Source organism: Roseomonas sp. HF4, assembly GCF_005222755.1.
Taxonomy (GTDB): domain Bacteria; phylum Pseudomonadota; class Alphaproteobacteria; order Acetobacterales; family Acetobacteraceae; genus Neoroseomonas.
In genome coordinates this window covers 1-17,953 of the sequence record NZ_STGD01000031.1, presented here as the reverse complement: position 1 = coordinate 17,953, position 17,953 = coordinate 1, and the positions used below count along the sequence as shown (strand labels likewise).

Annotated in this window: 17 protein-coding genes, 1 pseudogene and 1 other annotated feature; of the genes and pseudogenes, 7 read left to right on the top strand and 11 right to left on the bottom strand. The window is 67.4% G+C overall.

The features are described 5' to 3' along the window. Window positions 1-116: 116 nt before the first annotated feature. Complete coding sequence (locus E8M80_RS25105) at window positions 117-653, bottom strand: hypothetical protein (protein ID WP_170979641.1); 537 nt, start codon at window positions 651-653, stop codon at window positions 117-119. Between the two features lie 1,065 nt (window positions 654-1,718). Here E8M80_RS25105 and E8M80_RS25100 point away from each other — a divergent pair. From E8M80_RS25100 to E8M80_RS25090, 3 genes are read left to right on the top strand one after another with little or no spacing between them, the layout of a single operon-like run. After that, window positions 1,719-2,309: an ABC transporter substrate-binding protein gene (locus E8M80_RS25100; RefSeq protein ID WP_137128467.1), complete on the top strand. Its 591-nt coding sequence runs from the start codon at window positions 1,719-1,721 to the stop codon at window positions 2,307-2,309. Further along, a complete protein-coding gene (locus tag E8M80_RS25095) occupies window positions 2,309-3,019 on the top strand; it encodes an ABC transporter ATP-binding protein (RefSeq protein WP_137128469.1) in 711 nt (236 codons plus the stop codon). The genes E8M80_RS25100 and E8M80_RS25095 overlap by 1 nt, the downstream gene beginning before the upstream one ends. Window positions 3,020-3,069: 50 nt before the next feature. Next, the gene (locus E8M80_RS25090; protein WP_170979640.1) at window positions 3,070-4,134 is read left to right on the top strand and encodes an ABC transporter permease; all 1,065 of its coding nucleotides are present in this window, start codon (window positions 3,070-3,072) and stop codon (window positions 4,132-4,134) included. Here E8M80_RS25090 and E8M80_RS25085 read toward each other — a convergent pair whose 3' ends face one another. From E8M80_RS25085 to E8M80_RS26220, 5 genes are all read right to left on the bottom strand, one after another. Beyond that, the gene (locus E8M80_RS25085; protein WP_137128465.1) at window positions 4,135-5,262 is read right to left on the bottom strand and encodes a GNAT family N-acetyltransferase; all 1,128 of its coding nucleotides are present in this window, start codon (window positions 5,260-5,262) and stop codon (window positions 4,135-4,137) included. It lies immediately after the preceding gene. A 23-nt stretch (window positions 5,263-5,285) separates the two neighbouring features. Then, window positions 5,286-6,593: an aminotransferase class I/II-fold pyridoxal phosphate-dependent enzyme gene (locus E8M80_RS25080; protein WP_137128464.1), complete on the bottom strand. Its 1,308-nt coding sequence runs from the start codon at window positions 6,591-6,593 to the stop codon at window positions 5,286-5,288. Continuing rightward, window positions 6,590-8,074, bottom strand: coding sequence for a B12-binding domain-containing radical SAM protein (locus E8M80_RS25075; RefSeq protein ID WP_137128463.1), 1,485 nt, complete (start codon window positions 8,072-8,074; stop codon window positions 6,590-6,592). The genes E8M80_RS25080 and E8M80_RS25075 overlap by 4 nt, the downstream gene beginning before the upstream one ends. Window positions 8,075-8,091: 17 nt before the next feature. After that, entirely contained in the window at window positions 8,092-9,423 is a 1,332-nt protein-coding gene (locus E8M80_RS25070; RefSeq protein ID WP_170979639.1) for a radical SAM protein, read from the bottom strand. Between the two features lie 142 nt (window positions 9,424-9,565). Beyond that, entirely contained in the window at window positions 9,566-10,246 is a 681-nt protein-coding gene (locus tag E8M80_RS26220; RefSeq protein WP_170979638.1) for a hypothetical protein, read from the bottom strand. A gap of 30 nt (window positions 10,247-10,276) precedes the next feature. Here E8M80_RS26220 and E8M80_RS26215 point away from each other — a divergent pair, with 30 nt between their 5' ends. Beyond that, complete coding sequence (locus tag E8M80_RS26215) at window positions 10,277-10,603, top strand: hypothetical protein (protein ID WP_170979637.1); 327 nt, start codon at window positions 10,277-10,279, stop codon at window positions 10,601-10,603. A 149-nt stretch (window positions 10,604-10,752) separates the two neighbouring features. Next, the gene (locus E8M80_RS25060; protein WP_137128460.1) at window positions 10,753-11,589 is read left to right on the top strand and encodes an SDR family oxidoreductase; all 837 of its coding nucleotides are present in this window, start codon (window positions 10,753-10,755) and stop codon (window positions 11,587-11,589) included. A 72-nt stretch (window positions 11,590-11,661) separates the two neighbouring features. Here E8M80_RS25060 and E8M80_RS25055 read toward each other — a convergent pair whose 3' ends face one another. Further along, window positions 11,662-13,032, bottom strand: coding sequence for a radical SAM protein (locus tag E8M80_RS25055; RefSeq protein WP_137128459.1), 1,371 nt, complete (start codon window positions 13,030-13,032; stop codon window positions 11,662-11,664). Between E8M80_RS25055 and E8M80_RS26210 the strand changes: the two genes are divergently transcribed. After that, window positions 13,016-13,165, top strand: coding sequence for a hypothetical protein (locus E8M80_RS26210; RefSeq protein ID WP_170979635.1), 150 nt, complete (start codon window positions 13,016-13,018; stop codon window positions 13,163-13,165). The two genes, E8M80_RS25055 and E8M80_RS26210, sit on opposite strands and share 17 nt — an antisense overlap. Window positions 13,166-13,277: 112 nt before the next feature. Here the strand turns inward: E8M80_RS26210 and E8M80_RS25050 are convergent, their stop codons facing one another. The 4 genes from E8M80_RS25050 to E8M80_RS25035 form a co-directional block, all read right to left on the bottom strand. Further along, the gene (locus E8M80_RS25050) at window positions 13,278-14,438 is read right to left on the bottom strand and encodes a GNAT family N-acetyltransferase (RefSeq protein WP_137128458.1); all 1,161 of its coding nucleotides are present in this window, start codon (window positions 14,436-14,438) and stop codon (window positions 13,278-13,280) included. Further along, window positions 14,435-15,235: a hypothetical protein gene (locus E8M80_RS25045; protein ID WP_137128457.1), complete on the bottom strand. Its 801-nt coding sequence runs from the start codon at window positions 15,233-15,235 to the stop codon at window positions 14,435-14,437. The genes E8M80_RS25050 and E8M80_RS25045 overlap by 4 nt, the downstream gene beginning before the upstream one ends. Window positions 15,236-15,372: 137 nt before the next feature. After that, on the bottom strand, window positions 15,373-15,882 hold the full coding sequence (locus E8M80_RS26810; RefSeq protein ID WP_240790212.1) for a hypothetical protein: 510 nt from the start codon (window positions 15,880-15,882) through the stop codon (window positions 15,373-15,375). Further along, window positions 15,879-17,075, bottom strand: a complete 1,197-nt coding sequence (locus E8M80_RS25035) for a recombinase family protein (protein WP_170979634.1) — start codon at window positions 17,073-17,075, stop codon at window positions 15,879-15,881. Before E8M80_RS25035 ends, E8M80_RS26810 begins: the two co-directional genes overlap by 4 nt. Here E8M80_RS25035 and E8M80_RS25030 point away from each other — a divergent pair. After that, a pseudogene (locus E8M80_RS25030) lies at window positions 17,065-17,953 on the top strand (IS3 family transposase); the annotation flags it as partial. The gene E8M80_RS25035 and the pseudogene E8M80_RS25030 sit on opposite strands and share 11 nt — an antisense overlap. Further along, window positions 17,349-17,465, top strand: a sequence feature (AL1L pseudoknot). Its footprint overlaps the pseudogene before it by 117 nt.

Sequence of the window (17,953 nt, the reverse complement as noted above, 5' to 3'; positions counted from 1 at the left end):
GATCGGACCAACTCCACCATCTGCCGCCGGAACTCCGGCGGGTAGGGCACTCTGAATCTCGGCATCTCGAACACCTCCGTCTCAAGCCTCGGGGTGTCCACGAAACCGGGTCAACTTCAGTACAGGTCGCGATAGCGCGCGAAGGGCAGCGTCACGGCGGCCGCCATGGGGCGGTCTTTCACAAGGACACCACGGACGTAGGAGGCGAGAGCCTCGGCGTAGGCGCGCGCTACCCCGGTACAGGCGCGGTTGCTGAGGAAAGAATCCACCGCACCGAAGTCGGGCGCGTCGACGGCGAGGTGTCGCTGGAAGGCACGATCCACTGCGTCCAGGGCGCGCTTGTCGGGAACCTGAATACGGAGCCGGTACCCGGTCGCAATTGGCCGCGCTTCCTTGTCGAAGTGATGCACCAGCTGCAGGTCCACGAGCGCGTCGCGCTGGCGCGCGAGGGCGCCCGGGACGTCAGCAACAGGTATGGGTTCGGCAGCCAAACCGTCAAAAGCCAAAGTCGCTGCCGTGCAGTTCTGCAAGACGACCTCGGAGGCGCGGAGCGCTGTACCCACCCTGGTCTGACCGCTTGCAGGCGGCTCGATAGCCCGGAGCAGAAGAACTGGTCGTTCTCCGCGGTGGCTATCGCTGAGATGCGACAGCATCCCAGTCATGTCGGCGAAATCGGCGGCGCAGAACGGGCAGCGCACGCGAGGAGGCCCAGGCGGCAGAGGCTCGGCTTGGGGGAGCGAGGCGAGGTAGCGCTCCCACGCGTCCTCCTGGATCCAGCCTAACGTGGGCAATTCGTCTTGCCTGCCTTTCAGCGCTGGGCATGCACCAGAGACAGCGGGCGAAGACCCCCAGCGCCCGATGCTTGCCGTCATATTTCATGCTTAGTGTATCAACAACGCACCGTTGCGGAAGCGGTGAAAGGCTAGTGGCGACGAATTCTAGCTGACGCACCCCCTGACGTAGCGGGCGTTCTCCAAGGCTCGAGCCTAGAGACCGCCTGTACCGAGTCGCACCTCCTCCGCCAGTTCGCATACGAGCCGGGCTCTCCGCCTGACCTGACGCCGCGCTGAGTGGCAGGTTTCCTGGGGTTTTCGGGGCAGACCTGTTGACTGGCTCGGCCCGGAGATGGCGGAAAATCGCTCTCCGGAGGCCAATTCTCTCCGGACCTCCTGACTTGGCCGTTTTAGTACGGAACGCAAAAATCTTGGTCAAAGGCCGGTTTCCGCGCGGTCGGTGCTTGCTGTGGTTCGAACTCCAACTTGCCTGAGATCGGTACTTCCATCTCGACTCAGAGTTACCGTACTCAGCGACGGGAACACATCCTTCGCCGTCCCGCAATTCTACACCGACACAAGCAGCCGCCTTTTCGACCGGTTAGGCCCAGCCCGAGGGGCCTTAGGTTGATACGGTCGACGGCCCCTTGGCGGCATCGAACTGCCAGCTTCATGACTATCCTGGCGCGCGAACAATGTAGACCATCGCCGCTGAGCGTATCACGATCAGGGTCGACATCGCACAGCGTCTATTCGAGGCAAGCCCTGTCGAGGCGGCCATTCGTGCCTGATCGCAGCCCCGGCGCATGAGCGCCTCCCGGAAGGTCCACGGAGGATGGAACAATTACTTCCCTCTTGCGCCGAATCCCGAGGTTTACGTGCCACCTTCACTCTGGTTCCTACGTTTCGGCGGCATGGGCCGGTCGTCGCGCGATCGAACGTCGCTTGGCTTGGCTGCTGTGGTTGTCGATGGTTGTCGTCGTCTCCGCCGGACCGCCGGCCGCTGCTGCTGAAACACGAGGTGCCTCGTATTTGCGTGCGCTGGAGGAAGCTCTTGCCGGGGTGGACCGACCCGCTGACAGGCAGGGTTGGGCGGCGACATCCTGTGCGTTTGTGATACAGGACGGTTTCGATGTCGTCAGCATCGCCCTCACGGCAGCCGGAACGCTGTGGGACACGATGAGCGCAGCCGAACGCAATGCATTCGTGGCCGCCGTCCGGTTGCGGGCGCTGGCGGCATGCAGGCAGGAATTGGTCCTGCGCGGCCGGACCCGTTTCGAGATCTTGCGCATTCGTGAAACTTCGAGCGGGGTCTCCCTCACCGTGCGCTGTAGCCATGAGGATGGCAGCGAGAAGGTCGTCACATGGCGCCTACGCCCAGGGGGGGCATGGGGCTGGCTTGCGCAGGACCTCATCCTCGACGGCGGCAGCATGGCTGGGATGCTTCGGGCGGAGGTGGAGCGGCTGGCCGCACGCCCTGGCGCCGATGCCGCGTCCATTGCCAGCGCACTGGCCGGCAGGGCCACCAACCGATGATGCGTGAGCCGCCGCTGCTGTCTCTGGAGCATGTCCGGCGCTCCTTCGACGATGGTCGGGTGGTCGCGCTGCGCGATATCTCGCTGGATATCGCGCGTGGAGATTGCGTCGCGGTAGTCGGCCGCAGCGGCAGCGGCAAGTCGTGCCTGCTCAATCTCGCCAGCGGAATCGACCTTCCGGATGCGGGCCGAGTGCTTTGGCGAGGAGCCCCTGTTTCCTCACGTCGCGCATGGACCGCCCTGCGACGATCGGAGATTGGCATCGTGTTCCAGGAGTTCAACCTGCTCCCGACGCTCACCGCGGCCCAGAACATCGAGTTGCCGCTGCTTGGCGACCGCGTGCCGGGCTCGGTGCGGCAAGGCAGGGTGGCGGCGACACTCGCTCGCGTCGGGTTGACGGCGCGTGAGCAACACCTGCCGCACGAGCTTTCGGGCGGCGAGCGCCAGCGCGTGGCTATCGCGCGCGCCCTCGTCCGACAGCCAAGCCTGCTGCTCGCTGACGAACCGACAGGCAGCCTGGACAGCGCCACGGCTGCCTTGATCGTCGATCTCCTGCTCGGCCTGTGGAAGGATCACGGCATGACGCTCGTCATCGTGACGCATGACGAAGGCCTGGCCGCACGTTGCGCGCGCGTCGTCCGACTGCACGACGGGAACGTCGTCGCGGACCACGCGGCGATCGCGCCCGCCACCTCGGACGCCGGCCGATGAACATCGCTGGCTTCGCCGCGCGCAACCTCGCGCGACGGCCGGCGCGCACCTTGCTGTCGATCCTCGGTATCGGACTCGCAATTGGAAGCGCGGTCGCGCTTCTCGGCCTGGGGCGGACCTTGATAGACGGCGTCGAGGGAAGCCTCGAGGAGCGCGGCATCGCCATGATCGCGACACAACGCGGCGGCACTGACATTTTCGGCGGCCGCGTCCGCGAATCCCTCGGGCCCGGCCTCGCCGCCATACCTGGGGTGCGGGATGTCGAGGGGGAGCTCTTCGCCTTCACGACCAGCCCCCAGGGACGGCTGCTGGTGGTTGCCGGATGGTCGCGGCACTCACGCGCATGGCGGGACGCGCCTGTCGCGGCTGGGAGCCTGCCCGGCAACGACGACAGGCGCGCCGTCCTGATCGGTGACGTGGTGGCCGAAACGCTCGGCCTGCGCATTGGCGACAGCCTGGAGGTCTTCGACGAGACGTTCAGGATCGCCGGCATTACGCGCTACACTTCCGCGCTGAACCGCGGCCTCGTCGTGATGCCGCTCGATGTCCTGCAGGAAATCAGCTTCGTCCCGGGACAGGTCACGGCCTTCCATCTCTTGCTCGATCCGGGGCTGACGCCGGCTCAGCGCGCCGATGTGCGAAGGGCGATCGAGGCCGCCGGGCCGCTCCGCGCCTCGGAGGCGCGGGAGTTGTTCACCCAGGATCGCGACATCCAAGTCCTGAATGCGATCGCACAGGCCATCTCAATGATCGCCCTGCTGGTCGGCGGCCTCAATGTCCTCAACACGCTGCTGATGTCGGTGCAGGAGAGGACGCGCGAGATCGGCATCATCGCCGCCATGGGCTGGAGCGACGCGCGGATCGTCGCGCTCATCATGCTCGAAGGCGCCTTCCTCGGGCTCGCGGGGTGCGTGCTCGGCGGCGCCATCGGGATCGGCATTGCCCGCGGGTTTCGCCACATTCCGTCCATCGGGGACTACCTGCGCTTCGATCCGTCTCTCGAGAACCTTCTCCTGCCGATCGGCTTTGCCATGCTGATATGCCTTGCTGGCAGCGCCTACCCGGCGGCGCGGGCCGTCCTGCTCTCACCCGCCGAGGCGTTGCGCCGCACCTGATCAGCGAAACACGTTCCGCTCGCACCAGCGCCGTTCCGGGAACAGGGCGGGCGCGGCGGTACCAAGCAGGCGATGTGCGACCCTGCCGCGATGGAGGAGGTAGAAGAACCGCGGCGAAAGACGCGCGCCGAATCGCAGCTTCGCGCCATAGGCCGCCTGGCCAAGTTCGAGCGTATTGGCGCCCCGCCGGACTGCCTCGGCGAGAACCCCCGAAACGATCATCGGATGAATGCCGGGAAGCGCCTCGAGGCTGCGGTCAACGCCCGACAGCAGGAACGTGAGGCGCGTGCCGCCGTGCAGCAGTGTCGCGGCGGCGACGATGCAGCCCTCCTGCTCGAACAGCAGCGCGCTCGCCGCGGCACCTAGGCCGGGCCGGAGCTTCTCGAAGAAGGCGAGCGGGATTCGCTCGAGGCGATGTTCCGTGCGGTCGAGCACGCGGTCGTACAGTCGGTGCAGCGTCGGGGCGTGTAGCGCGATGTCGTCGCAGACCCGCACCGAGATGCCGAGCCGCCGCATGGCCTGGATGTCCGCCAGCACCTGCCGCCGGTAGCCCGCGCGCATGGCCCGCAGGAGGTCCGGCCAGTTGCCCCAGGGCAGCGCCATCTCGCAGGAGGGCAGGCTCGGCTGGCGAAGGAATCCTTGCTGCTGCAGGGCGTCGAGATCCTTGCATTCGGCCGCCGTGAATTCCTTCATGCAGAGCAGGCCGGCGCCCTTCTCCTGCGCAAACTCAGCCATGGCGCCGGCCAGCGCGTCCAGGATGGCCACGCGGTCCGCGGCGGGCCCGAAGCGCAGACAGGACTGCCCGAACGAGACAGGCAGCCCGCAGAATGCGACTGGCAGTTCCAGGAAGCCGGGCCAGGCACGTCGCGCTGCCCCGATCGCCCGGCGAAGGCCGGGCGCTGCAAGGGCATCGAGACCGACCCGCATGACGAACAGAGTGGCCGTCGCCACCGGGCGGCCTCCCTCATGGAACAGCAGGTGCCGATAGGACGCGCCCTCGATCTTCGATGACTGGCACAGGGCGACGAAACGATGTGATGCTTGCAGATCCTCAGGCGCCAGGATGGAATCCCAGGCAACAGGGTCGATGCGCGCGATATCCGCCTCGATCCTCAGGCTGAGAGCCATGGCGGGTGCCGCGCGGTCTCGCGTCAGGTGGGGCGGATGCGCGCGAAGGCGTCGAGCGCGGCATCGATATCCTCCGGCGAATGGGCGGCGGTGGCACACAAGCGCAGGCGGGCCGCCCCCCTGGCCACTGCCGGGAAGACGACGGCGCTGGCGACCACCCCTTCGTCGAGCAGGTCGCGGGCGGCGCGATAGGCGCGTTCGTCGCTTTCCAGGATCACCGGCACCAGGGGGCTGTCGGAACGGCCGGTGTCGAAGCCCAGCGCGCGCAGGCCGGCGCGCAGCCGGGTACCGTTGGCGCGCTGCCGCGCCAGGCGTTCCGGCTCGGCCCTGAGCACTTGGATCGCCGCCGTCGCGGCTGCCGTCGCCGCGGGGCACAGTGCCGCGGAGAAGAAGAACGGCCCGGCGCCGTGCTGCAGGTAGAAGACCAGGTCACGCCGGCCGGCGACGAAGCCGCCATTGGCCGGCATCGCCTTGCTTAGCGAGCCGGTCGTGACATCGACCGCCGTCGCCGGCAGGGCGAAATGCTCGGTGACGCCGCGCCCGGTGGGCCCGAGCACGCCGAGGGAATGCGCCTCGTCGATCATCAGGAAGGCGCCGAATTCCTGTTTCAGGGCAACGAGATCGGGCAGCGGGCAGATGTCGCCGTCCATCGAATAGAGGCCCTCGGCGACGATCAAGGTGCGCCGCCTGCGCGGCCGCGCGCCGAGGCGCCGGCGCAGCTCGTCCATGTCGTTGTGCGCGAAGCTCTCGATCTCGGCGCCGGACAGGCGGCAGCCGTCCTGGATGCTCCGATGCGCATAGGCGTCGACCAGCACGAGGTCGCCAGCGCCGAGCAGCGCCGACAGCACGCCCTGGTTCGCCATGTAGCCGGAGGCGAAGGCGATGGCGGCCTCGACGCCGAGGAAATCGGCGATAGCCCCTTCGAGTTCCGCGTGCAGCGCCGTCGAGCCGGTGAGCAGGCGCACGCCGCCCGAGCCGGTGCCGTAGCGGGCGATCGCCGCGGTCGCGGCCTCGTCGATCCGCGGGTCGCCGATCAGGCCCAGATAGTCGTAGGAGGACAGCATGATGCAGCGCCGCCCGGCGCGCGTTACATGCGGGCCGGACTGCGCCTCCAGCGGCTGCTGGAAGGTGTAGAGGTCCTCGCGGACGCCCCAGGCGATCGCCCGAAACCAGCGCCGCGCCCGCGGGATGTCGAGCAGGCCGTCGGTGGGTCGGGGCAACCCCTCGTTGAAACGGCCGCCGAAGGGATCGACGAGCGGCGACTGCGCGGGCGGCGGGCCGGGCGGATCGCCGAGGCCGAGCAGCCCGCCCTTGGGCGACCAGCGCGTCATGTCCGCAGCTCCGCGCCGAGCGCGCGTTCGGGCGGCCGCGGCGGTGCGGATTCGGCCAGCGGCGGGCCCCTGTCCTCGGCGAGGGCGAGGTCCCGCGGATCGTGATGGCGATGCGCGCGGATCATCTGCAGCAGGATGCGCAGGGAACCGAACCACAGGCGCAGGTATTTCGGCGACCAGACCGGCGGCAGCGAGCGCAGCGACAGCCGCCTCGCCCGGCGCGGGTCGACGCAGGTCCGCAGGTAGAGCCGCAGCAGGGAGCGGTAATACGCCTTCAGTGGCACGCGCGTGGGCAGAAGCACGTGCGAGAGGTCGAAAAGGCCATGCGCGCGGCGGCTGACGGTCAGGCGGTCCTTGTACGCGTCCCAGATCGAGGTTCCGGGCAGCGGCGTCAGCGGCGATATGTTGACGTAGAAGAGCCCCGTCTCCTCGATGAAGCGCCAAAGGCGTTCCCAGTCCTGCGGCGTGTAGTCGGGCTGGGTAATGAGCGAGCCGTAGGTGTCGACGCCATGGCGGCGCAGCACGGCGATGGCCTCGCGGTTGAAATCCACCGTCGTGCCCTTGTCCATGGCGCTGAGCTCGAGGTTCGTCGCGGCTTCGAGCCCGATGAACACCGCGCTCAGACCGAGACCGGCCCATTCCGCGATGATGTCCTCGTTCGCCGCGATGAAGTCGGCGCGGGCGTACACCAGGTACTTCTTGCGGATGCCCTTCTCCCGGATCAGCTGTGCGATTCGCGCGAGCCGGCTCGGCTTGATGAGGAAGATGTCGTCCACGATGTAGACGTCATCCGCGGTGATGGTCTCGAGCTCCGCGACGATGGATTCCGGACTGCGCGCATAGGCGTGCCCGTCGGTGATCTGCCAGGTGAAGCAGAAGTTGCACTTGTACCAGCAGCCCCACGCCGTCTTCATCGTCGCGACCGGTTGGTGGAACAGGTAGTAGTAGCGATGCTGCAAATGCGCCACGAGGTCGCGCCGAGGCAACGGCAGCGTGTCGGGATGCGGCATGTAGGCACGGCCTTGCGTGCGCAGCACCGCCGCCCCGCGCGGCAGCGCCAGGCCCGGTATGTCCTCGAGCGACCGGTTCGCGGCGAAGGCCGCGACGACCTCCGGCATGACGGTGGTTCCGTCCCCCAGCACGATGCAGTCCACGGCCGGATCGGCGAAATCCTCCGGCGCGCGGGAGGCGTGCACGCCTCCCACCACGGTGCGGCATGCCGGGTTCCAGCGCTTCACCGAACGGCACAGCTTGATCACCTCGTTCACGCCAGTGACGTAGCAGCTGGTGCCAACGACATCGGGGCGGAAGCTGCGCAGCCGTGCCTCGAGGCCCCGTTCGACGATCAGATCGAGGATCTGCACTTCGTGCCCTGCGAGGCCCGCAGCGACATATTCGAGTTCCAGCGGCTCGCAGATCATGACGTGCTTCAGGCCCATCGTGTGCCGCGGCACGGGTGGGCGGACGAGCAGGATACGCATGGCGGCCGACCTCCGAATCAGACGATGCCCGGTGTGATCCGATGGTGGATGTGGTTACGGTAGTGAAGGTTCGTCGCCAGCACGACGGCGCGCATGAACAGCCCGAGAGAAGCGTTGTTTCGCCAGGTCCGGCGCAGGATCCCGGTCCAGGAGAACAACCTTTCGTAGAGATCCCAATACCCCTTCTGCAGGTCCTCCGGGCTGAGCCGCCGCGGCGTGAACACCGCCTGGCCGCCGGAGTAGCGCGCGAAGTCGAGGCTGGAGATGCGCCCGCTCTCGACCATCTGCCGGAACAGCGGAGTGCCGGGAACCGGCGTGAGGATGTGCACCCGCGGCACCGAGATCCCGGCCTGTATGATGAAGTCGTAGGTGCGCTGGAAGACGCTGGCATCGTCGCTGTCCAGGCCGATGATCATCTCGGTAGAGACGTCGATGCCGTGCGAGCGGATCGTGCGGAGCGCCTCGATGTACCGCTCGGGCCGGTTCCACGCCTTGTCCACCTCGGCCAGGCTGTCGGGGTTGGTGGATTCGATGCCGATCGAGAGCATCCGGCAGCCGCTGCGGCTCGCCAGGCGCAGCATGTCGGGCCGGTCCGCGATGTGCAGGCTGCACTGGCTCATCCAGATGATGTTCTCGGGAATAAGCGCCTCGAACAGTCGCCCCGAGTAGTCCCAGTCAACGCCGATATTGTCGTCGATGAAGGCGATGTGGCGGGTGCCGGTCCGCTTCGCGAGGCGCACGTCGCGCACTACCGCCTCTATGGGACGCTTGCGGTAGCGCCCCGAGAAGAATGCAGTGATTGAGCAGTAGGAGCACTGAAATGGGCAGCCGCGCGTCGCCTGCACCGGACGCCAGACCCCCAGCCGCCTGGCGTTCATCAGGTCGTAGCGCGGCTCGGGCAGGTCCTCGATCGGCGGCGGCCTGGTCATGCGGTAGTGGCGCTGCAGGCGGCCCGCGGCGAAGTCGGCAACGACCCGTGGCCAGGTTTCCTCGGCCTCCCCCGTCACCAGCGCGTCGGCGTGCTGGAGCGTCCAATCCGGCTCGCCCAGGCTCGCCGCGATGCCTCCGATCACGACCGTGGTGCCGCGCGCGCGGAAGGCGTCAGCGATCTGCCAGGCGCGCACGATGCCGGACCCCATGCCCGTGATGCCCACGAGATCCCAGTGCTCATCAAAGGGAATCTCGTCCACCGTCTCGCTGATCAGCCGCACCTCGCAATCGGTCGGCGTCGCGGCGGCGAGCATGGGCAGGGTGAGACCGGGAAGGTGCAGCCGTCGCTGCTTGATGGGCTTGCCACCGTAATCCAGTGCCGTCGGGCCAATGAGCAGGATCCGTGGCCGGTCTCTCATCGCCGGTATCCGCATGTCGCCTTGCCGATGCCTGCCACCGATTGACCTCCCATACCTTCCGCATCCGGACGGCGAAGTTCTCATTAGATCCTTCCGCCGGCCTGCCCTGTTGAGCCACATCAAATCGGACCGGCGTCTATCCTCATGGTGTTGCGTGAACGCCGTCCCGCCAGTCGAGCAACGCGCGTGCAACGGCGACGAGTTTCAGCTTCGCGTCCAGGGAGAGGTGCGATTCCTCGCCGATGTGCCGCAGCCCGGGCACGATCATGGCGCGACCGTGCGGGACGGCCTTCGACATCGCGATGCTCTCGGTCCACGGCATGATGTCATCGTCGGTGCCGTGCAGCGCGAGCAGGGCGCCCCGCATGCCCGACAGGTCGGCGCGGGAGGGATCGAGCTCGGCAACGCGGATTCGGGCCGCCTCAGGCAGGGCGGCGATGCGTTCCGGTATCCTCTCCGGCGTCCTTTCCTGCACGAGGGCGATGGCGGCCTGACCCTCTGGTGTCATGGCAGCGCGGCATGCTGCCAGATCCGCAGCGCCGCGCCGCATTATCGCCAGGCCGGCTTCGCGCGCCCTCTCGCGATCGCCGCTGTCCGACAGCGCCAGGCCGATGGCGATGAGGAAGGCACCGATGGCCGGCGCACTTGGCGGACGATGGTGCCAGCGGCGCCCCGCCTCCTGCCGGTAGGCGCCCGTGATGGCTGCGGTCAGGGCGGCCGCGATGTCGAAATACCCACCGATGGTCAGCAGGAACCGAACCGGGCTATCCGCCTGCGCTGCCGTAATCACCGCAGGCGCCGCCGTGCAGCAGATCGCGATCATTGCGACAGTACCGGGGCGCGGATTGTCCGGATGCGCGGCAAGCGCCCTGGCCGCCCGCGCCATCACCACGGCATCCGCTGGGTCGACCGTCATGGCAAGGGCGCCCGGCAGGTCCGGCACCATCACGAGGAAGCCGCAGCGTGCAAGCGCCGCGGCGGGCTGCCAGATCCGATGGTCGCCACGGCCATGTTCGGACAGGCCGGGCGTCAGCACGAGCGCGGCGCGCGCACGGCCGCGCGTCGGCACCCAAAGATCGGCTCCCGGCAGCGCATCGGGCTGCCGGGCGCCGAGGCTGTCCGGCCGTGGCGGGCCTGCCTGCAAAGCCCGAATCAGGTGCATGGCATCACTGTCGAGTAACGCACCGATACGACCGAACAGCGTATCGGGCGCCCTGCCGCGGAACAGGTCGCTCAGCACCATGCCGGCCCCCCTCGGCGTTCGAAGCACGCTGGCGGCGTCAGGTTCGTTGCCATGATCCGGGGCCGCACAAGGGTGCGAAACGCGCGATGTTGGGGCAAGGTCGAGCCTCCAGGCAGGGTGCCGCCATGTCGTCCTCCTTCCTCATTACCGGCGCGTCTTCGGGAATCGGACGGGCGGTCGCCGACCGCCTTCTGCGCAAGGGATACAGGCTGCATCTTGCCAGCCGCAGGGCGCCGCTCGTCACCGAAGGCGCTGCCTGGGTCCCGATGGATGTGGACCAGGACGCCTCCGTCGCGGCGGCGATGGCCGCGATCGGCCCGGTCGACGGCGTAGTCTGTTGCGCCGGCTTCGCCGTCTTCGGCAGCGTCGAGGAGGTGCCGATCGAGCGTGCGAAGGCCCAGTTCGAGACAAACCTGTTTGGCTCGCTGCGCGTAGTGCGCGCCGCCCTGCCGGTCTTCCGGCGCGCCGGGCGCGGGCGCATCGTGCTGGTCGGCTCCCTCGCCGGCCGAGCGCCGATCCCCTTCCAGGCGCACTACTCGGCCTCGAAGGCTGCGATCGAGGCGATCGCGCAGTCGCTCTACAATGAAGTCGCGCCGTTCGGCGTGCATGTCAGCCTGGTCGAGCCCGGGGATATCCGGACAGCCTTCAACGACAACACCGACTGGGCCGCCTTGGCCAACTCGGACTACGGGCATCTTGCCAGCACGGCGGCGGCGACGATCCGCCGGACGCTGCTTGCGGCACCGGGGCCGGAGCTGGTCGCTGCGGCCATCGAGCATGCGCTCACCGCCCATCGCCCGCGCTTCCGCTACAGCATGGGACCAGGATCGCGCGTGGTCGGCCTGGCACGACGCCTACTACCCGATGCGGTGTGTCTTCGCCTGCTCCGGCGGCATTTCCTGCGGCCACGGGCGACACGCTGACCGACGCCGCCGTGCCTTCGGTTGCGGCGTGCATCCGGCACGCGATGCGACGGCCAGGCGTCGTGAGGGGCATCAGGCGCTGACCATCCCGAGATGCAAGCGTTTCGCCTGGATCCGTTCGAAAGGATCCATGTCATCCTGCGCGCCGAACGGCGCGAACTGCTTGCGATGCACCTCAGACCGCAGCCTGACGTTCACCAGCGAATAGATCAGCATGTGCATCGGGGAACGCAGAACCGTGCTCGGATCCATGGCGCGATGCAGGATGGATCGCCAGCTACTGAATTCCTTGAGGGCACGGAAGCAGCCCTCCGTGAACTGGTCGGCGGTCATGTTCCGAGGCACGAAGACGGCCTCGCCGTAGCGATAGCGCGGATCCACCCACCAGCGGTCGTAGATCAGGCGCCCCTCGGACCTGAGTTCCTCATAGAGGCGAGTGCCCGGCGTCGGCATCAGGATGTTGAACCCCGCCACAGCCAGCTTGTGCCGAATCGCGAACTCCACCGTGCGATCGAAGATGTCGGGCGAGTCCTGGTCCCAGCCGAGCACGAAGGCGCCCCAGAGCATGATCCCCGCGTCCCGGAACCGGCTGATCGCGGTCGCGTAGTCGATCCACTTCAGGTTCCAGCGCTTCTTCATCAAAGTCAGGCTCTCGGGCTCAAGGCTCTCGAAGCCGATGAGGGCCGTGACGCAGCCGCTGCGGCGCATCAAGTCGAGAAGGTCAGGTTCGCATGCGACGTCGATGGAAACCTGGCAACACCACTTGATGCGCAGCGGTATCAGGGCGCGCATTAGCGCCTTCGCGTTCTCGACATCGACGAAGAGGTTGTCGTCGACGAACAGGATGGGCCGTCGGCCCAGCCGCTCGATCTCGGCGACAATCTCGGGTATCGGCCGGCGTCGGACCGAGGAGCCGTAGAACGCCCGGATCGAGCAGAAGCTGCAGTTGAAGCGGCAGCCGCGGCTCCATTGCACTAGTGACATCGGAGCGTAGCGTTTGCCTGCGAAGATCGATCGATCGAACCTGACCCCGTCCAATCCCCTCTGGTCATCACCTCGATAGACAGGCTTCAGGGTTTGCCGCCTCGCATCCGAGATGATCTCGCCCCAGACCGATTCGGCATCGCCGATGACGACGGCATCAGCGAACAACGCGGCCTCGTCCGGAACCATGGATGGATGAAAACCGCCCATGACAACCTTAATGCCGCGGCAGCGGTATCGGTCGGCGATCTGATAGGCACGCCGCGCAGTGAAGGTCTCGACGGTCATCGCGACCAGGTCGGTGTCTTCACTGTATGGGATCGGCTCCAGGCGCTCGTCGTAGAGGACAGTCTCGACATCCGGCGGTGTGAGCGCCTTGAGGATGGCGAAGGCGAGAACCTCCATCGCGCTCGCGAGGCGATCGTCGAAGATGTTCGGCCGAATGAAGGTCACCTTCACGACGCTGTCTCCACCGGCCGAAGATGAACAAGCGCTCGCGAGCTCCGTGCCGACTGGCGCCGCGACGCCGCATGCAATGACCGCGGCGCGACGTATTGTTTTCACGGAGCGGTTGGAGGATGGATTGATGTGAATCAATCGCGCCGTCGCCGTGGCGGTCGGGGGGACTGAGCGCGCACCGCTTCCTATGCAACCGGCCGGAGGTTTAGCGTTGCAACGCGAGAAGTCGAGGCCGCCGGGCCATCTCAGCCCGGATGGAGGGGCTCGGTCGCCGAGAGTGCGTCTCCACCATGTAGCGACTTGCCGTAGAGCCTGTAGACCTTGCTGCGGGGCAGCTGAAACACGCGCTGAATGCTCTGCGCCGGCGCGTTGGCAGCGTCCACGAGTGACACTTCCACCTCCATGCTGAGCCTCGCGGCGATCCGCATCAGGTCGGCGACGAGTGCGACGGAAACGCCACGACCGATGCAGTCGGGCCGGACGCCCAGCAGCAGCAGCCGGCCCGTTGATATGCGTCGCACCCCAAGTAGCAGGCGCAGCCAGCCGAAGGGCAGCAGCCGCCCTCTAAGCCTTGCTAGCGCCTCGTTCACATCGGGCAGCAGCAGGGCGAAGCCCACCGGCTCTCCCTGCAGCTCAGCGATCCTGATCAAGTCGGGGCGGTAGAACGAGCGGAAGGCGGTGGCGCGCTCGCTGAATTCGTCCCAGGTGATCGGGACGAAGCCCCAGACCTCGCTAAAGCAAGCATTGTAGAGCGACCAGATGAGCCGCGCCTCGTGGACCCAGCGCGCGCGATCCGCCTGCCGCAGGCGCAGGCCGGGGCGTGGCCGTTCCGCACGGCGCAGGAATTGCTGCGCCAGGGGTGTTTGCGGAGCTTGCGGCGACCAGCGATACGCGTGGTATTCGCGGATCGGGCGATACCCCGCAGCTTCCGCCAGCGGCAGAAAGTAGCGCGGATTCTGCGGGCTCAAGAAGGACGCTCTCTGCTCGAAGCCTTCCGCAAGGAAGCCGACCTCGTCGTGCGTCGACAGGTTGATCGGGCCGAGCACGCGGCGCACGCCGCGCGCGGCGAGCCATGCTTCCGCGGCCTTGAATAGCGCCGCAGCGCAGGCGGGCTCATCAATGGACTCAAAGAAGCCGAAGAACCCGGCCTGCGGATCCCACGCCAGCTGGAAGGCCGTATCGCGGATCGCAGCAATGCGTCCGACGGGACGCGAGCCGCTCCAGGCAACGAATCGGACGGCCTCGCGCGCTCGAAGGGAGGGATTCGAGGCGGGGCTCCACCGCGCGCGTTCGTGCAGGCGTAAGGGCGTCACCCACTGCGCTTCCCCACGGTGCAGTTGTTCGGGCAGATCGAGGAAGGCCGATTCATCGCGGCGCGTGCGGACCTCGTCCACGCGGATCGTCACGACGCCTTACCTTTCGCCGGCAGACGTGGAGCCGATGTCGTGAGCATCTCGATCGCACGGCTCAGCAACGCGATCGGATCGCGGCCGCCGCCGGCGCTAATGCTTTCGATGTGGCAGCCTTCGGCGATCAGGTGGCCTGCACCGGGAAGCAGGGCGCTGCTGACCGGCACCAGGCCGTCATTTGGACCATAGCCGCGCCTCTCCATCCAGTTTGCGGCCGGCAGATAAAGCCTGGCCCGTCCGCGCGCATTCTGCGGTGTCAGATGGGTGGCCACGCAGACCGTCGGCACGCGCTCCAGCACCTCGGCGATATCAGCCGCATGTCGTGTCATCCAGCGTCGGCGGGCACGTCGGGTGAGGTCGCGCAGGCCTTCACCCGAACCGATGCCAAGCCCGCGCACCAAGGCCATCGAGGCCGCGGACAACGGGCCAGGGCGCAGCACTGCATCGGCGACCGGGCTACCCAGGAAGGGTGCTTGCAGTGCGATGAACCCGAGGCACTTCGCCCTGCTGCGCGCGTCCCCGAGGGCGGTCAGTGCTTCGACCCCGCCCTTGCTGTAACCGATGACCAGCGCGGGCTCTGGGCTGGCGGCGATCACATCCGCAAACCGCGCGCCATTGGCGACGACCGGCGCGAGCGTATCAAGGCGTACCAAATGAGCATCAGCGAGCTGGGACTGCAGCCAAGCCTGCAAGCTGTGCATGTAGTCGAAACCGATCGAATGCAGCCTTGCGGTAAGCTCGCCAAAAATCCCATACGCCAGGAGTACCCTTCGGCCTGCCAAATTCAGTGTCATCCCTTTGGTTGCTCCTCTTGGCGGGTCGAAAGCTCTAAGATGTATCAGCCGAGAGCCATCTCATTCGCGCCCGTCCCTGACCGCGATAACTTTCCTGAGCATATGCGGATTGCGCGCCTGCTCGGCGGCCATCTCCTTCAGGGCGCGGGCCTCCTGGGGCAGAGCCTTGACCTCGTCGGCGGTCGCAGCCTGGGCCTTGTCGCCAGCCCGGCCAAACGCGAAGCATCCAGACACAAGTCACAAGGCGTTTCGCAAAGGTCTCCCTCATGTTCGAGCATCGAATTTGAAACCTGGCCCAGCCACTCAGCAGCAAGCCTGTCGATCAGCACCGGCAGCGTCATCCCCTCCGGCTGCCGCCCGTCCAGGATCGCCTCCACGATGTCCGGCGCCAGCAGCGTCAGCCGCAGCACGCGCGAGACGTAGGACGAGTTGATCTTCTCGGCCGAGGCGAGCTCGTTGATCGTGGCGAAGCGCCCGGATTCCAGCATGCGCCGCCACCGGAAAGCCCTCGCCACCGCTTTGATGAGGGTGATGTCCTGCCGACGCTCCAGCGCCAGCACGCCGGGCGTGACCATTGCCTTCCGCCCGCCCCGCGGCTTCACCCGGAGCGGGATGACCACGGTCAGGGTCTGGGGCACCTCGCTCATGCGGCCGCCCTTCCGGCCTCTGGTGGCTGGGCAGCCAGGTCGCGGACCAGACTGCCGAGCCCGTCGAGCCGCAGCCGCACCGCGGCGCCCTCGGCCCGGACGTCGACCCGCTCCACCAGCAGCCGCACGATGCGCGCCCGCTCGGCGGGGAAGAGTTCGTCCCACAGCGGCTCGATCCGCTCCAGCGCCAGCAGCACCGCCTGCTCGGTGACGTCGTGTGCGATTGCGCGCGCTGCCCGCCATGTGCCCACGACCATCTCGGGCTGCCGCAGCAGTGCGCGGACCTGGGCGACCACCGCCGCCTCGATCTCGCCGGCCGGCAGCCGCGCGATCGCCGGCCGCTCGGCCGGACCGCCCTTCAGCACGGCCTGGCTGACATAGTAGCGGTAGATCTGCCCGCCCCTGCCGCGGCTGTGGCTGGGCGACATGGCGCGGCCCTCGCTGTCGAAGATCAGCCCGCGCAGCAGGGGCGCGGTGGCATTCCGCGTCCGGTTGACCCGCACCCGCGGGCTGACCTGCAGGACGGCGTGCACCGCGTCCCACCGCGCCTGACCAATGATGGCATCGTGCTCGCCGGGATAAGCCGTGCCCTTGTGCACCGCCTCGCCCAGGTACACGCGGTTGCTCAGGATCCGGTAGACGTCGCTCTTCGTCAGCGGGCGGCCTCGCTTGGTGGTGGCGCCCTCTGCACGCAGCACCTGCACCAGCTGGGTGCAGGACTCCATCTCGACGAAGCCCTGGAAGATCCGCCGCACCAGCGCGGCCTCGGCGTCGTTCACCACCAGCTTCCGCTCGCGCACGTCGTAACCCAGGGGCACAAAACCGCCCATCCACATGCCCCGCTTGCGCGAGGCCGCCACCTTGTCGCGGATGCGCTCGCCGATCACCTCGCGTTCGAACTGCGCGAAGCTGAGCAGGATGTTCAGCGTCAGCCGTCCCATGCTGGTGGTCGTGTTGAAGGACTGCGTGACCGAGACGAACGTCACATTGTTCGCGTCGAACACCTCCACCAGCTTGGTGAAGTCCACAAGCGATCGGGAGAGGCGGTCGATCTTGTAGACCACCACCACGTCCACCAGCCCCTCCTGGATGTCGGCGACCAGGCGCTTCAGAGCGGGGCGCTCAAGGGTGCTGAAGCGCGCCGGGTTTGTCGGAGGCTCCAACTCCTGAGAGGCTGGAGCGATGACGAGCAAGACGACGAACAAGTTCTCGCCTGAGGTTCGCGAGCGGGCGGTGCGGATGGTGCTGGAGCATGAGGCGCAGCACCCGTCCCGCTGGGCGACGATCCTTTCGATTGCGGCCAAGATCGGCTGCACGGGCCAGACGCTGAACGAGTGGGTGAAACAGGCGGAGCCTGACACTGGCCGCCGGCCTGGCCCGACGACCGAGATGGCAGCCCGGCTCAAGGCCCTGGAGTGCGAGAACCGCGAGCTGCGGCAGGCGAACGAGATCCTGCGCAAAGCATCGGCGTATTTTGCCCAGGCGGAGCTCGACCGCCGGTTCAAGCCATGATCGCATTCATTGATGATCATCGCGGGGCGCATGGGGTCGAGCCGATCTGCAAGGTCTTGCCGATCGCCCCGTCCACCTACCGCGCACAGGCGGCCCGGCGTCGCGATCCGGCGAAGTTGCCGGCCCGCACCAAGCGAGATGCCGCGCTGATGCCCGAGATCGAGCGCGTGTTCGAGGAGAACTTCCGCGTCTACGGCGTGCGCAAGGTCTGGCGCCAGTTGAAACGCGAAGGCCATCACTTGGCGCGGTGCACCGTCGCGCGCCTGATGCGTGGCATGGGCCTGCAGGGCGTGATCCGCGGCAAGCCGGTTAGGACCACGGTCAGCGACAAGGCAGCACCTTGCCCGCTGGACCACGTCAACCGGCAGTTCAAGGCACCGCGCCCGAACGCCCTGTGGGTCTCCGACTTCACCTATGTCGCGACCTGGTCGGGCTTCGCCTACGTCGCCTTTATCATCGACGCCTATGCGCGGCGGATCGTCGGCTGGCGCGTGTCTCGGACGGCGCATACGGGCTTCGTGCTGGATGCGCTGGAACAGGCCCTGCATGAGCGGCGCCC

Coding starts and splice junctions, on each gene's coding strand:
- E8M80_RS25060 (WP_137128460.1), top strand. CDS start 10,753: ATGTTGGGGCAAGGTCGAGCCTCCAGGCAGGGTGCCGCCATGTCGTCC.
- E8M80_RS25045 (WP_137128457.1), bottom strand. CDS start 15,235: ATGACACTGAATTTGGCAGGCCGAAGGGTACTCCTGGCGTATGGGATT.
- E8M80_RS26210 (WP_170979635.1), top strand. CDS start 13,016: ATGAAGGTCACCTTCACGACGCTGTCTCCACCGGCCGAAGATGAACAA.
- E8M80_RS25085 (WP_137128465.1), bottom strand. CDS start 5,262: ATGGCTCTCAGCCTGAGGATCGAGGCGGATATCGCGCGCATCGACCCT.
- E8M80_RS26215 (WP_170979637.1), top strand. CDS start 10,277: ATGCGCGGCAAGCGCCCTGGCCGCCCGCGCCATCACCACGGCATCCGC.
- E8M80_RS25075 (WP_137128463.1), bottom strand. CDS start 8,074: ATGCGTATCCTGCTCGTCCGCCCACCCGTGCCGCGGCACACGATGGGC.
- E8M80_RS25095 (WP_137128469.1), top strand. CDS start 2,309: ATGCGTGAGCCGCCGCTGCTGTCTCTGGAGCATGTCCGGCGCTCCTTC.
- E8M80_RS25080 (WP_137128464.1), bottom strand. CDS start 6,593: ATGACGCGCTGGTCGCCCAAGGGCGGGCTGCTCGGCCTCGGCGATCCG.
- E8M80_RS26810 (WP_240790212.1), bottom strand. CDS start 15,882: ATGAGCGAGGTGCCCCAGACCCTGACCGTGGTCATCCCGCTCCGGGTG.
- E8M80_RS25070 (WP_170979639.1), bottom strand. CDS start 9,423: ATGAGAGACCGGCCACGGATCCTGCTCATTGGCCCGACGGCACTGGAT.
- E8M80_RS26220 (WP_170979638.1), bottom strand. CDS start 10,246: ATGATCGCGATCTGCTGCACGGCGGCGCCTGCGGTGATTACGGCAGCG.
- E8M80_RS25105 (WP_170979641.1), bottom strand. CDS start 653: ATGCTGTCGCATCTCAGCGATAGCCACCGCGGAGAACGACCAGTTCTT.